The organism is Actinoallomurus sp. CA-142502, from assembly GCF_050936355.1.
GTDB lineage: Bacteria > Actinomycetota > Actinomycetes > Streptosporangiales > Streptosporangiaceae > Actinoallomurus > Actinoallomurus iriomotensis.
Window position 1 is genome coordinate 325,638 of sequence record NZ_JBNJMY010000001.1, and the last position, 13,146, is coordinate 338,783.

A 13,146-nucleotide genomic window follows, 5' to 3' on the forward strand; every position below is an offset into this window, starting at 1 on the left:
ACACTGATCATGAAGCTCATCCTGACTCAGCAGGTCTCCGGGCTCGGTGCCCCGGGCGAGGTCGTCGAGGTCAAGGACGGCTACGGCCGTAACTACCTGATCCCGCGCGGCTTCGCCATGCAGTGGACCCGTGGCGCGGAGAAGCAGATCGCCTCGATCCGCAAGGCGCGCGCCGCCCGCGAGATCGCCAGCATCGAGCAGGCGGAGTCCATCCGCGGCGAGCTCGAGCGCCTCAAGGTCCGCCTGCGCACCCGCGCCGGTGAGAGCGGCCGCCTGTTCGGCGCCGTGACCCCGGCCGACATCGCGGGCGCGGTGAAGGCGGCGGGCGGCCCGGAGCTGGACAAGCGCCGCATCGAGGTCGCCAACCCCATCAAGACGGTCGGCGCCCACTCGGTCGCCGTCCGCCTGCACTCCGAGGTCAGCGCCAAAATCAACATCGAGGTCCTCGCCGGCTGACAGCCGACAGCACCTCATCGAAGGGCCGGGTCCCCGAACGGACCCGGCCTTTCGCCTGCCCCTACCCAGCGAACGCCACGGCCGCCGCAGTGCGGTCGGCGCCGTCCGGAGCGTGCTGCGCGGCGCTGTGCCGATCGGCACGGAACCGTGCCGGTGGTCATCGACCTGTCCACGACACCGCCCCGGTTCGGCGGCGGCTGTGGGCGGAGGTGCTGATGGGCGGGGCTTGTCGTTCGGTGGTGGACGTCACGGTCGCCGGCAGTGCGGTCGGCGCCGCCCGGAGCGTGCTGCGCGGCGCTGTGCCGATCGGCACGGAACCGTGCCGGTGGTCATCGACCTGTCCACGACACCGCCCCGGTTCGGCGGCGGCTGTGGGCGGAGGTGCTGATGGGCGGGGCTTGTCGTTCGGTGGTGGACGTCACGGTCGCCGGCAGTGCGGTCGGCGCCGTCCGGAGCGCGCTGCGCGGCGCTGTGCCGATCGGCCCCGGGCCGTGCCTGGTGATCATCGACCTGCCCACGACGCGGTCCGGTTCCGCGTCGGTTGCTGGTGTAGGTGATGCCGGGCGGGGGGTTTCGGTTCGGCGGAGTCTTCGCCACGTACCGGTCGAGGTACCGCGTCGTTGGGTGACCTTGGATACGCGGCGTTCGACGAGAGCACGGAGCCCGCGAGCCGCCCGGCACCTTCCGCGTGCCCGGAAGGTTGTTCTCCACAGCCTGTGGAAAACCTGTCGGGAGTGGCGGCCTGAGACGGGTGGAACGCCGTGAGGCCGTGGCGTGACATTCCCGCTGTCCGCAGCGGGGAAACGATGCCGCAGACCAGCCGGAGCCCTGGGCCGAGACGTGTTCGGCAGATCGATCGCTCTGCAGGACGTAGGTCGTGCACTCTGCGGAACATCCCGCTTTCAGCCGACTTGATGCTCGCCTACGACCCCTGCGGCAAGGTACGCCTCCGCGCGCAGGTGTATCGCAGGTCGCGATGAGGGTGGAGAAGGCGACCGCAGGGTGATTCTTCCGGGTTGGGTGGCTCCTCGGCCCAGGGACGCACAGCCTACGGAAGGGCTGTGGGTAACTCTGCCGTGGGTTGTGGATAACTCCGCGCCGCTCCCTGCGAAGCGTGCCAACACGCCGGTCGTCGCCGCCCCGTCAACCCGCGTTACCAGGGCGGTGCCGTATTCCCCGCGAATGGGATTCCGGTGGGGCTGTTTTCGGGTTTATCCGTCGTTCCACGTGAAACGCCCTCGCTGGATGTGCTCGCATTTTGTGATCACGCGGTTACGCTGGCGGTCAGTCGCGGACCGGGGGTGATCGCGATCGGCGCCGAGGGGATACTCCGCCGGCATCTGCTGCGTACGGCTATCGGAGTCGCCGCTGCGGATGTGATGCTTGCCGGGGGTTCCCTGCGAGCGAATGCGGACGGTATGCCGAAGGTCTACACGCGGAAGGACTGGGGTGCGGTCGCGCCGAAGCGGCCGCCTCGTGTGCTGGATCGGCCGCCGGACCACATCATCGTCCATCACACCGCCTCGCCGAACGTCAGTGACACCTCGCGGGCGCACGCGTTCGCGTTGTCGCGGCAGATCCAGCGGTTTCACATGGAGTCGCGGCACTGGGACGACATCGGAGAACAGCTGACGATCAGCCGTGGCGGCTACGTCATGGAGGGCCGGGCGGGCGCCCTGGCGGCCATCGGACGGAACGAGCTCGTCGTCGGCGCGCAGTCGCTGCACCACAACCAGCACACCCTCGGCATCGAGAACGAAGGCACGTACCTCAAGGACGACGTGCCCGTGAAGCTGTGGCGGTCACTGGTCGAGGTCTGCGCCTGGCTGTGCACGGCCCACAACCTCGATCCCGCCACCGCGATCGTCGGTCACCGCGACTACAACGACACCGACTGCCCCGGTGACGTGCTCTATCGCCGGCTGCCCCGCCTCCGCAAGGAGGTCGCCCGCAAGCTCGGCTCCGACGCCGGCCCCCCGGAGGACGACGACGCCGACTCGGAGGCCAGCCGGCGCGCCTTCCTGGCGCAGCACCGGCATCGAGGCGGCAAGCACCGGCACTAGGGTCTGCCCGGTGGACCGACACCGGCACGGTTCGAAACTCGGTTGCGGTCTCTGACCGAGTCGACCCATGCTGGCGGCCATGCTGATCCGAGAGGCGTTGCCGCACGACTGGCCCACGATGTGGGCGTTCATGGAGGGCATCGTCCGGGCCGGTGAGACGTTCTCATGGGATCGGGACACCACCGAATCCCAGGCCAGGCAGATGTGGTTCCCCGAGCCCCCGGGGCGCACCTTCGTCGCGGTGGACGCGGCGGGGACCGTTCTGGGTACGGCCAACAGCGTTCGCAACCACCGTGGCGGCGCCGCCCACATCTCCAGCGCGAGCTTCATGGTCGATCCGCGCCACTCCGGCCAGGGCGTCGGACGGGCGCTCGGCGAGCATGTCCTGGCGCAGGCGCGCAAGGACGGCTTTCGAGCGATGCAGTTCAACGCCGTGGTGGACACCAACACCCGGGCGGTGGCGCTGTGGAGGTCACTGGGCCTCGACGTGATGACCACCCTCCCGGAGGGCTTCCACCATCCGGTTCACGGCTACGTCGGACTGCACATCATGTACCGGCGGCTTTGAGGATCCGCCACGAACAGGCCGGCCGCTAGTGGGTGAAGCGGGCCAGGAGGAGCGCCAGCCTGCGGTCGTGCTGCTCGCGAGGGGTCCTGCCGCCGCGGGTGAGTGTCACCAGGCCGTGCAGGGCCGCCCAGAAGGTCTCGGTCAGCAGGCCGAGATCGTCGCTGCCCGCGTGCGGCCGGATGGCCTCCGCCAACTCGGCGAAGCCCGCCTGTAGGACGGCCGGAGCCTGGGGCGTGGCGAACGGCAGGTCGAGCTTCTGGCCGAACATCGCGTCGTAGAGGGCCGGACGCCGGTCGGCGAACCTGATGTAGGCCGTGCTCACCTCGGCGACGGCACGCCTGGCGTCCGGTGTCGAGGTACGGGCCGTGCGCAGATCGACGGCCAGGTCGGCACAGCCTTCCACCGCGACGGCCGCCATGATCGCGTCTTTGCCCTTGAAGTGGCTGTAGAGCACCGGCTGGCTGTACTCGATCCGTTCGGCCAGCCGCCGGATCGTCACCGCCTCCCAGCCTTCCGCCTCGGCCAGTTCCCGGGCCGCCGCGATGATCATCCGCTCCCGCTCCGCACGTTCGCGCCGTCGGCGCGTCTGGATCGACATGGGTCGACTCTAGCGGCGCTAGCGTTATTGTCGATGCTCTGCTAACGTCGACCTCGTTCCTAGCAACGCTAGATACGGAGAAACGGATGCTCACCCCCATTGCCTACGGCCTTGCGATCGTCCTCAACCTGTTCATCGTGTTCATCGGAGCCCGCTTTCTGCTCGTCCCCCGCGCCGCGGCCGCCGGCTATGGCGTGCCGGCGGAGAAGGACGGTGACTCCGCCTATCTCACGATCAAGGGTTTGCGCGACGGCAGTTACGGCTTGCTCGGGCTGGCCCTGCTGGCCTTCGCCGGTGCCCACGCCGCGGCGTGGTTCATGCTGGTCGTCGCCATCAATCCCCTGGGCGACACCGTGGTCGTGCTGCGCAACGGCGGCACCAAGGCGGTCGCGTTCGGTGTCCACTTTGCCACCGCCGTGATCGTCCTGGTGAACGCCGCCCTGCTCTTCGCCGTCTGACGCCCTTTAACCGCCGGCAATAGGAAAGGATCCGACCATGTCTCTGCTCGTCCCCGACTTCACCGAGTCAGTGATCGTCCGCTCCGCCGACGCCGAGGTCGTCGGCCGAGCCCCCACGACCATCCGCCTGCTGGCCGACGCCAGTGCCACCGGCGGCGCCCTGTCGACTCAGCGCGTCACCCTCACCGACGGCGCCGACGGCGCCAAGCCGCATCACCACGCCAACTCGGCCGAAATGTTCTACCTGCTCGACGGCGCGGCCCAACTCCTGTCCGGAGACCAGGTCATCACCGCGGAACGCGGCGACCTCGTCATCGTCCCGCCTGGCCTGGCTCACGCCTTCGCCGCCGCCCCGGGCCACGACGCCGACATCCTCATCGTCATCACCCCGGGCGTGGAGCGCTTCGAGTACTTCCGCCACCTCGAACGCATCGCCTACGGCGAACGGCCGCCTGAATCCCTCCTGGAGGTCCAGGAGCTCTACGACACCTACTTTCGGCCCAGCGCCCCGTGGGACCAGGCCCGGACCTGACTCTCGGACAGCCGTAAGGCCCGCGAGCGGGCCTTACGGCTGCCGCGTCAGCGAGAGCGGCCCCGGTGCGGACGGCATCAGGACTCCATCGTGGTGTAGCGGGCGCGTCGCCGGGCGACATCCGGGTCGAGGCCTTCGACGAGTGCCCAGATGCCCGCGACCCGCTCGGCCCAGGCGTCGGGCGGGAGACCGCCGAGGCCCTCGGCCGCGAGGTCGTCGATCGCTCGGGTGAGGCTGGCCAGCCGCTCGCCATGAGTAGAACACATGTTCGAAGTCTAGCGTGATCCACCGACATCCGAGTGGCTTTACGAGACCTCTGAAGCGACGTTCAGCCTGGGGCGGACGCGACCCGGCGGTCCAGTGACCAGAGGGTCAGGAACAGCTTGCCCCCGGGCACCGACAGATTCCGCCACCCCGCACACGCGGCGAACGCGCCCTGGTCACCTGGCCGGATCCGCCGACTCGCCGAACCACTCCCGTACGGCCTCACCGAGCTCGGCGACGTCGGCGCCCGCCCAGGCGACGTGGCCGTCGGGCCGTACGAGAAGAGCGTCCGGAAGTTCGCCGACCTCGGCGTCCTCCGATGACGACGACACGACTCCCGTGACGACCGAGATCCGATCCGCCCACGGCCGTACCGCCTCGCGGACGTCCGCGCGGTCGGACAGGTCGAGCAGCAGCGCCCCCGCCCGGCGCGACAGGTCGGCGACTCGCGTCTCCCCGGTGGCGGTCTTCAGCGTGAGATCGGGGCAGTACCGGCCGGCGAGCGGATGGTCACCGGCCGCCCCGTACCGGATGTCCAGCTCGCCCATCAGGTCCGTGAGCAGGCGGTTCGCCTCCGGCGTCTCCGCGAGCATCGTGAAGATGTCCCGCAGCGCGTCCACGCGTGGCCCCGGCCGCAGCAGCGCCACCTGCGCCCGCGTGTTGTGCAGGACCCGCTCCGCGACCGGGTGGCGTTCGGTGGAGTAGGTGTCCAGCAGTCCGGGCGGCGCCCATCCCCGTACGGTCGCGGCGAGCTTCCAGCCGAGGTTGATCGCGTCCCCGAGACCGAGGTGCAGGCCCTGGCCGCCGAAGGGCGGATGGACGTGCGCCGCGTCGCCCGCCAGCAGCACCCGGCCCCGCCGGTACGTCGAGGCCTGGCGCGTGTTGTCGGTGAACCTCGTCACCGAGTGCACCGAGGTGATCGTCACCGACGTCTCCGACACGCGCCGTACCGCGGCCTCCAGCTCCGCTTGGGTGATCGGGGCGTTCCGGTCGGCCGGCGGCCCGTCGAACTCCGCGACGAGGACCCGCTGCGGGTGCGGCCCGTGAACCATGAGGCCGTGCGGCATCCGGTGCCAGCCCATGGGTGCGAACTCCGGGTCGTCGAAGTCGGCCATCGCCTGGTAGGCGGTCATGATGCCGTCGAGGCCCGGGAAGTCGAAGCCGGCCGCCTTGCGCACCGCGCTGCGTCCCCCGTCGCAGCCCACGAGCCACCGCGCCCGCAGCTCGTACGGGCCGTCCGGCCCCGCGACGGTCACCGTGACGCCGGCGTCGTCCTGGTCCAACGCCTCGACGGCATGCCCGCGCCGGATCTCCGCCCCCGTCGACCGCGCCCGAGTCTCCAGCGCCTCCTCGATGCGCTGTTGCGGTGCGAGCACGAACGCGTTCGGCGTGGATGAGCCGCCGCGCAGGATCCACAGGCCCGCGAAGTGGCCCCGCGGCACCCCGCCGCCCGGGGCGGTCTTCGACTGCAGGCTGCCCGCGCCCGGCTTGCGGCCGCCCATGAGGTCGGCGATCGAGGGCAGGTCGCCGAGCAGGTCGACGACCCCCCGGCGGGTGAGGATGTCGGCTCCCCGGCCGCTCACCGCGCCCGCCTTGAGCGTGGGATCGATCGCCTCCCGGCGTTCGAGCACGACGGTACGGATCCCGTACGCGCGCAGCTCGCAGGCGAGGAAGAGCCCGATGGGGCCGGCCCCCGAAATGATCACGTCGTACATCAGTGCCCCCTTAACACCGTTAAGGACTTAACGTCGTTAAGGATCCCTGAACAGTGTTAAGTTGTCAACGAGGGAGGTGGCGATGGCGCTCGACCGCGAGAAGGTGCTGGACACGGCCCTGCGGCTCATCGACGAGGTGGGGCTGGACGGCCTCTCACTGCGCCGGCTGGCCAAGGAGCTCGGCGTTCAGGCGCCGGCGCTCTACTGGCACTTCTCCAGCAAGAAGGAACTGCTCGACCACCTCGTCGCCGCCGCCAACGACCGCGCCGAGCAGGGCACGACCGGCCTCCCCGCCCCCGGTGAGACCTGGGACGAGTGGCTGGCCGAGGGCATGCGAGTACGGCGTCGCGCGATGCTGGCCCACCGCGACGGGGCGCGCCTCGCGTCCGGCAACCGGCCCACGCCCGACAGCTTCCCGCGCATCGAACGCACGCTGGGCGTGCTGGTCGAGGCCGGCTTCACCCCCGAAGACGCGGCGCGCGCCGTCATCGTCCTCGGCCACTACGTGAGCGGCTTCGTCCTCGACGAGCAGGGCGACGCCGATCGCGAGGACGACGAACCGCCCGCCCTCGACCCCGAGGAGTTCCCTCTCCTCGCCGCCGGAGGCAAGGCCGTTCTCGAGCGCGACACACTGTTCGAGTACGGCCTGCAACGCCTGCTCGACGGGATGCGCGCCCAGGTCAACGGCGCACCGCGCCCATGACGAGCCATGCGTCGTCGCGTGCGCGCACGCCCAGCGTGACCAGCCGCGCGGCCATCCACACCCCGATCGCCAGCCACAGCGCCACCAGCCCGCCGCCGTAGGCGTGCACGAGCCAGGCGGCCGGCAGGAACGCCACCGTCTGGATCACCCCCGCCATCGCCAGATAGCCCTGGTCGCCCGCGCCGATCAGCACACCGTCCAGCACGAACACCACGCCCGCGATCGGCTCCAGCAGCGCCACCACGACGAGCGCGGCGAGCAGCTGGGACCGTACGAACGGGTCGGAGGTGAACAGGTTCGGCAGCCAGGGGCGGAAGGCCAGCACGAGCAGGGCGAACAGCACGCCGGCCGCGATGCCCCACTGGATCATCCGCCGGGTCGCCGCGCGGGCTCCGGCGGCGTCCGAGGCGCCCAGGTACCGGCCGGTGATGGCCTGTCCGGCGATCGCGATGGCGTCGAGCGCGAAGGCCAGCAGGTTCCAGACGTTCGAGGCGATCTGGTGGGCGGCGATCTCGACGTCGCCCATGCGCGCGGCCACCGCCGTGCCGAGGATGAGCACGACCCGCAGGCTCAGTGTGCGGATCATCAGGTTGAACCCGGCGCTCGCCGACGCGCGTACGCCCCGCGCGTCCGGCCGGAGCGGCGCGCCGTGCCGCCGGGCGCCGCGCGCGACCGCCCCGGCGTACAGGATCGCCCCGCCCGTCTGCGCCAGCACCGTCGCCCAGGCCGACCCCGCGATGCCCCAGCCGAGCACGAGCACGAAGACCGCGCCGAGCGCGGCGTTGACCGTGAACATGCCCACGGACACGTACAGCGGCGTGCGGGTGTCCTGCATGCCGCGCAGCACTCCGGTGCCGGCCAGCACGATCAGCATCCCGGGTGCCCCGAACAGGCTGATGTGCAGGTACGTCTCGGCCTGCGGCGCCACCGCGGCGGACGCTCCGAACGCGTCGACGACGGCCGGTGCCAGCGGCCAGCCGACCGCGATGACGACGGCGCCGATGAGCGCGGCGAGCCAGATGCCGTCGACGCCCTGGCGGATCGCCTCACGCAGGTTCCCGGCACCGATCTGCCGCGCGACCGACGCGGTCGTCCCGTACGCGAGGAAGACGCACACGCTCACGAACGTGGACAGGATCTGGCCGGCCACGCCGAGCGCGCCGAGCGGAACGGTGCCGAGACGCCCGACGATCGCCGAGTCGGTGAGCAGGAACAGCGGCTCGGCCACCAGCGCGCCGAACGCGGGCAGCGCGAGCCGCAGGATCTCCGAGTCGTGCGGGTGCCGAAACGCCACAATTCGCCACCGTAACCCACAAAGGCTCGTTGTCGCTTACCGGGTGCTGTGGGAAGCCTGTGGATGACGCGGCTCGGAGGTTTCTTCAACTCACAGGCGGTGGACGGCATTTCCGCAGCTCACGATGGTCGTCCTCACGGGCGGCACGGAAATCCACACGTTGTCCACAGGCGCTGTGCACAGCCACCTCGGCGTGTATGCACAGGCCGTCCACAGGGCCCTCCACAGCCGCCTTTGCGTAAGCACGGGACAGCACCCAAACTGTCGGAGCGGTGAGATAGATGTGAACACGGGGGCGACAGGGGGGTGTGGATGTGAGTGTCACCGAGATGTCGTCACACGAGAGCGAGTTCGAGCGCACGCCACCGCACGACCTGGCGGCCGAGCAGTGCGTGCTCGGCAGCATGCTGCTCTCCCAGACGGCCATCGCCGAGGTCATCGAGATGGTCCAGCCTCGCGACTTCTACCGTCCCGCCCACCAGACCGTCTTCGACCGCATCCTCGACCTGTACGGCCGCGGCGACCCCGTCGACGCGATCACCATCAAGGACGAGCTGCTCAAGCGCGGCGAGCTGAGCCGCATCGGCGACGCGCCCTACCTCCACACCCTCGTCGCGTCGGTGCCCACGGCCGCCAACGCCGGCTACTACGCCAAGATCGTCCAGGAGAAGGCCGTCCTGCGGCGGCTGGTCGAGGTCGGCACGCGCATCGCGCAGCTCGGCTACAGCACCGACGGCGCCGACGCCGACGACCTGCTCGACCGCGCGCAGGCCGAGGTGTACGCCATCGCCGACAAGCGGGCCGGCGAGGACTACGCGCCGCTGAGCGACATCATGCCGGGCGCCCTGGACGAGATCGAGGCCATCGGCAGCCGCGGCGGTCAGATGGTCGGCGTCCCGACGGGCTTCACCGACCTCGACGCCCTCACCAACGGCCTCCACTCCGGCCAAATGATCATCGTCGCCGCCCGTCCGGCCATCGGCAAGTCGACTCTGGCCCTGGATTTCGCCCGGGCCGCGGCGATCAAGCACCAGTTGGCCACGGTGGTGTTCAGCCTCGAAATGGGGCGCAACGAGATCACCATGCGTTTGCTGTCCGCCGAGGCTCGGGTCGCCCTGCACGCGATGCGGTCGGGCTCGATGAACGACGAGGACTGGACCCGCCTGGCCCGCCGCATGAGCGAGGTCGCCGAGGCGCCGCTGTTCATCGACGACTCGCCGAACATGTCGATGATGGAGATCCGCGCCAAGTGCCGGCGCCTCAAGCAGCAGCACGACCTGCGCCTGGTCATCATCGACTATCTGCAGCTCATGCAGTCCGGAAAGCGTGTCGAGAGCCGCCAGGTCGAGGTGTCGGAGTTCTCCCGTTCGCTGAAGCTCCTCGCGAAGGAGCTGGAAGTACCGGTCATCGCGTTGTCCCAGCTCAACCGAGGTCCTGAGCAGCGAACCGACAAAAAGCCCATGGTGTCGGACCTGCGCGAATCGGGATCAATTGAACAAGATGCCGACATGGTGATCCTGCTCCACCGTGAGGACGCGTACGAGAAGGAGTCGCCGCGCGCCGGTGAGGCCGACCTGATCGTGGCCAAGCACCGTAACGGCCCGACCGCGACCGTCACCGTCGCCTTCCAGGGGCACTACAGCCGCTTCGTCGACATGGCCCACTGACCTCCTCCATCGTTAGCCTGCCGCCGCCGACCCCGATGAGGAGTGAGGGGCGTGACGGGTGATCTACCGGCAGTCCGTGCCGGTGCCGACGGCGGGGTCTCCAGAGCCGCTCCCGGCGGGCTCATCCGTTGTCGGCCAGGATGCGGGGCAGGCCGAATCGCGGGAGCATGCCGGTGTCGAGGAAGGCCGTGATTTGGCTTATGTGGTCGCCGTCGAGAGTGAGCACGGTCAGTCCGTGCGCGCGGGCGATGCCGGCGTAGGGGTCGCGCAGATAGCGGCCGAATGCGGGCTGACCGTTGGCTCTGGTCGGAATGAGGCGGAACCGCCGAGTACCGCGCACAAAGCCGATTTCAGTGAAGAAGTCAGCGATGGCGTCATGGCCTTGGTATTCCTGCGGCAGTGGTGGCATGCTGAACCAGGCGTCGTCGGTGAGCAGCTCGACCAGTGCGGGCACGTCGCACCGCTCAAAGGCGGCGACGAACGCGTCCATGACGCGACGCTCGGTCGGGGAGTTCGGTAGCGGCGGGTGTGCTGACTGTTCGCGATTCGCCAATGCGCTGCGGGCCCGTTTGAGGCCGCTCGCGACGGCGTCCACGGTTGTGTCGAGCATCTCCGCGACTTCGGCGCCTCGGTATCCGAGCACGTCGCGCAGCACGAGGATGGCCCGCTGGCGCGGCGGCATGGTCTGCACGGCGGCGACGAACGCCAGTGATACGGCCTCGCGGCTCTCCACACGCGCTTCTGGGCCAGGGACCGGCTCGCTGAACCCGGTCAGCATGTCGGGGTAGGGCTCGAGCCACGGAACCTCGCTGAGCCGATTCGGCTCAGGCAGCGGAACCGGAGGCGCGGCGGCGACCGAAGACGGCCGGTGGCTGCGATCACGCAACGCGTTAAGGCAGCGGTTGGTCGCGATTCGGTACAACCAGGTGCGTATCGAGGAACGCCCCACGAAACCGCCGATCCCGCGCCAGGCCGCGAACAGCGTCTCCTGGACCAGATCCTCGGCTTCGGCAACCGAACCCACCAGCCGATAGCAGTGCACCTGAAGCTCCCTCCGGTACGGCTCGGTGAGCTTGCCGAACGCTTCCGCGTCGCCCTCGCGTGCTCCCGACAGCAACACCTCGTCCATGACCCCGTCCTCGCTGCGTCCGAACTCGCATAATCGTCCAGTTGTGATGACACCGGCCGCACCGAAAACCGGGCGCGCCCGGTTTTCGGCGTACAGCGGGTCTACCCAGCAGTGTCACTGCCGGCCAACCCGAGGAGACCGATGTCATCCCGATCGACACTCACCGCACCGCCCTCGAATCAACTGACCGCCGATCAGCGGTGGACGCTCGCGCTGGCGAGTGTCGGTTCGTTCCTGGTGATCCTGGACCTGTTCGCGGTGACGACGGCCCTGCCGGCACTACGGGTCGCGCTGCATGCCTCGATCACCACACTGGATTGGACGATCAATGCCTACACACTCACCTTCGCCGTACTGCTGATGACCGCGGCGGCGCTCGGAGACCGCTGGGGCCGGCGACGGGTGTACGCGAGCGGTCTGCTGCTGTTCGCCGTAGCGTCGGTGGCCTGCGCGCTCGCGCCGAACGGCGCGGTGCTCATCGGAGCCAGAGCGGTGCAGGGAATCGGCGCCGCCGTGACGATGCCCACGGCGCTCGCCTTGATCAACGCCGCCTTCCCAACCGAACGACGAGGATGGGCGCAGGGTGTGTTCGGCGCGGTCACCGGCCTGGCCACCGTGCTCGGACCCGTCTTCGGCGGTGCCATCACCCAAATGCTCGCTTGGTCATACATCTTCTGGATCAACGTTCCCGTCGGTGTAGCGGCTGCGGTAGCCGTGCTGCTGCGCATCCGCGACGTTCGAGTCGATGGGCCGGGTAGGCGGCGTGCGCCGGACCTGCTCGGACTGGTCCTCGGCGGTGCGTCTGTGCTGGCGTTGGTATGGGGTGTGGTTCGCGCCGCCACAGACGGCTGGGGCGACCGGGCGGTGGCCGGGGCACTCGTGCTCGGCGGCGTGGCCCTGGTCGCCCTGCTCGCCTGGCAGCGTCGAGCGAGCCAGCCGCTCATTCCGCTGCGGTTGTTCACCGACAGCGCCTTCGCGTCCGGCATCGCTGGCATCTTCCTCCAGTCGGCGTCGTTGACAGCCCTGGTGTTCTTCACCGCGCAGTTCTTCCAGGACGCTCAGGGCGACAGTCCGCTGGTAGCCGGGCTCCGCCTGCTGCCGCTCGGACTGGTGCCCCTTGCCCTCGGGCCCTGGTCCGGCACATCCACCGACCGTGTGGGCACCCGGCCGATGATCGCGGCAGGCATGACGCTGCAGACGGCAGGCACGACCATCCCGGCGGTGTTCGCGCGTCCCGGGCTGTGGTATCCGATACTGGCGGTGGCCATGGCCGTCGTAGCCGTCGGCTTCACATTTGCCGTGCCCGCACTGACCAAGTCGGTCGTCGGCTCGGTCAAGCCTGCCGACATCGGCACCGCGTCGGGTCTGTTCAGCACCGTCCGACAGGTGGGCGCGGCGTTCGGCGTCGCAGTGGCCTCGGCGGCGTTCACCGCGACCGGCGGGTACCCCACTGCCTCCGCGGTCGCCTCCGGCTATCGCGGAGCCATGATCGTGGCCGCGGTGCTGGCAGGATTGGGAACAACGACAACCACGATGTCCCGGCGAGCAGCCAGCAGGGCAAGCACCGTGCCCCGAGGATGACCACGCTCAGCAGCCAAGACGAACACCGCTTGAGCGCCGCGCCGCCCCTGGTGTGACCAACCGTGGACCATTTCGGAACGCGGATCCTACAAGCCGCAACGGCCGGATGGGGGCGGGC

At 69.7% G+C, this 13,146-nt stretch carries 13 protein-coding genes; 8 read left to right on the top strand and 5 right to left on the bottom strand.

Annotated elements, in window-relative coordinates:
* Window positions 1–9: 9 nt before the first annotated feature.
* The 3 genes from rplI to ACQEV1_RS01870 all read left to right on the top strand — a co-directional run bounded on the left by rplI (window position 10) and on the right by ACQEV1_RS01870 (window position 3,087).
* Entirely contained in the window at window positions 10–456 is a 447-nt protein-coding gene (gene rplI, locus ACQEV1_RS01860; RefSeq protein ID WP_285577263.1) for a 50S ribosomal protein L9, read from the top strand.
* 1,418 nt (window positions 457–1,874) lie between these two features.
* Window positions 1,875–2,519, top strand: coding sequence for a peptidoglycan recognition protein family protein (locus ACQEV1_RS01865; protein ID WP_285628883.1), 645 nt, complete (start codon window positions 1,875–1,877; stop codon window positions 2,517–2,519).
* A gap of 79 nt (window positions 2,520–2,598) precedes the next feature.
* Window positions 2,599–3,087 (top strand): N-acetyltransferase family protein, encoded by a 489-nt coding sequence (locus ACQEV1_RS01870; RefSeq protein WP_433390397.1) that lies wholly within the window; start codon window positions 2,599–2,601, stop codon window positions 3,085–3,087.
* Between the two features lie 25 nt (window positions 3,088–3,112).
* Here ACQEV1_RS01870 and ACQEV1_RS01875 read toward each other — a convergent pair whose 3' ends face one another.
* Window positions 3,113–3,685 (bottom strand): TetR/AcrR family transcriptional regulator, encoded by a 573-nt coding sequence (locus ACQEV1_RS01875; RefSeq protein WP_285636005.1) that lies wholly within the window; start codon window positions 3,683–3,685, stop codon window positions 3,113–3,115.
* Window positions 3,686–3,771: 86 nt separating this feature from the next.
* On the opposite strand from ACQEV1_RS01875, the gene ACQEV1_RS01880 reads away from it, so the two are divergent.
* Both ACQEV1_RS01880 and ACQEV1_RS01885 read left to right on the top strand, forming a co-directional pair.
* Entirely contained in the window at window positions 3,772–4,143 is a 372-nt protein-coding gene (locus ACQEV1_RS01880) for a DUF4267 domain-containing protein (RefSeq protein ID WP_433390401.1), read from the top strand.
* A 37-nt stretch (window positions 4,144–4,180) separates the two neighbouring features.
* A complete protein-coding gene (locus ACQEV1_RS01885; protein WP_285636011.1) occupies window positions 4,181–4,675 on the top strand; it encodes a cupin domain-containing protein in 495 nt (164 codons plus the stop codon).
* A gap of 77 nt (window positions 4,676–4,752) precedes the next feature.
* Here the strand turns inward: ACQEV1_RS01885 and ACQEV1_RS01890 are convergent, their stop codons facing one another.
* Complete coding sequence (locus tag ACQEV1_RS01890; protein ID WP_285636014.1) at window positions 4,753–4,941, bottom strand: hypothetical protein; 189 nt, start codon at window positions 4,939–4,941, stop codon at window positions 4,753–4,755.
* A 174-nt stretch (window positions 4,942–5,115) separates the two neighbouring features.
* A complete protein-coding gene (locus ACQEV1_RS01895; protein ID WP_433390406.1) occupies window positions 5,116–6,654 on the bottom strand; it encodes an FAD-dependent monooxygenase in 1,539 nt (512 codons plus the stop codon).
* 82 nt (window positions 6,655–6,736) lie between these two features.
* Between ACQEV1_RS01895 and ACQEV1_RS01900 the strand changes: the two genes are divergently transcribed.
* Window positions 6,737–7,357 carry a TetR/AcrR family transcriptional regulator C-terminal domain-containing protein gene (locus ACQEV1_RS01900; protein ID WP_433390408.1) on the top strand — a complete coding sequence of 207 codons (621 nt, stop codon included), beginning with the start codon at window positions 6,737–6,739 and terminating at the stop codon, window positions 7,355–7,357.
* On the opposite strand, the gene ACQEV1_RS01905 is transcribed toward ACQEV1_RS01900, so the two are convergent.
* Window positions 7,335–8,651 (bottom strand): MATE family efflux transporter, encoded by a 1,317-nt coding sequence (locus tag ACQEV1_RS01905; protein WP_433390411.1) that lies wholly within the window; start codon window positions 8,649–8,651, stop codon window positions 7,335–7,337. The genes ACQEV1_RS01900 and ACQEV1_RS01905 overlap by 23 nt on opposite strands.
* Before the next feature lie 329 nt (window positions 8,652–8,980).
* On the opposite strand from ACQEV1_RS01905, the gene dnaB reads away from it, so the two are divergent.
* Window positions 8,981–10,318 (top strand): replicative DNA helicase, encoded by a 1,338-nt coding sequence (gene dnaB / locus ACQEV1_RS01910; protein ID WP_433405826.1) that lies wholly within the window; start codon window positions 8,981–8,983, stop codon window positions 10,316–10,318.
* A 121-nt stretch (window positions 10,319–10,439) separates the two neighbouring features.
* Here the strand turns inward: dnaB and ACQEV1_RS01915 are convergent, their stop codons facing one another.
* Window positions 10,440–11,447 (bottom strand): sigma-70 family RNA polymerase sigma factor, encoded by a 1,008-nt coding sequence (locus tag ACQEV1_RS01915; RefSeq protein WP_433390414.1) that lies wholly within the window; start codon window positions 11,445–11,447, stop codon window positions 10,440–10,442.
* 141 nt (window positions 11,448–11,588) lie between these two features.
* Here ACQEV1_RS01915 and ACQEV1_RS01920 point away from each other — a divergent pair, with 141 nt between their 5' ends.
* Window positions 11,589–13,028: an MFS transporter gene (locus ACQEV1_RS01920; protein WP_433390417.1), complete on the top strand. Its 1,440-nt coding sequence runs from the start codon at window positions 11,589–11,591 to the stop codon at window positions 13,026–13,028.
* Window positions 13,029–13,146: the final 118 nt, after the last annotated feature.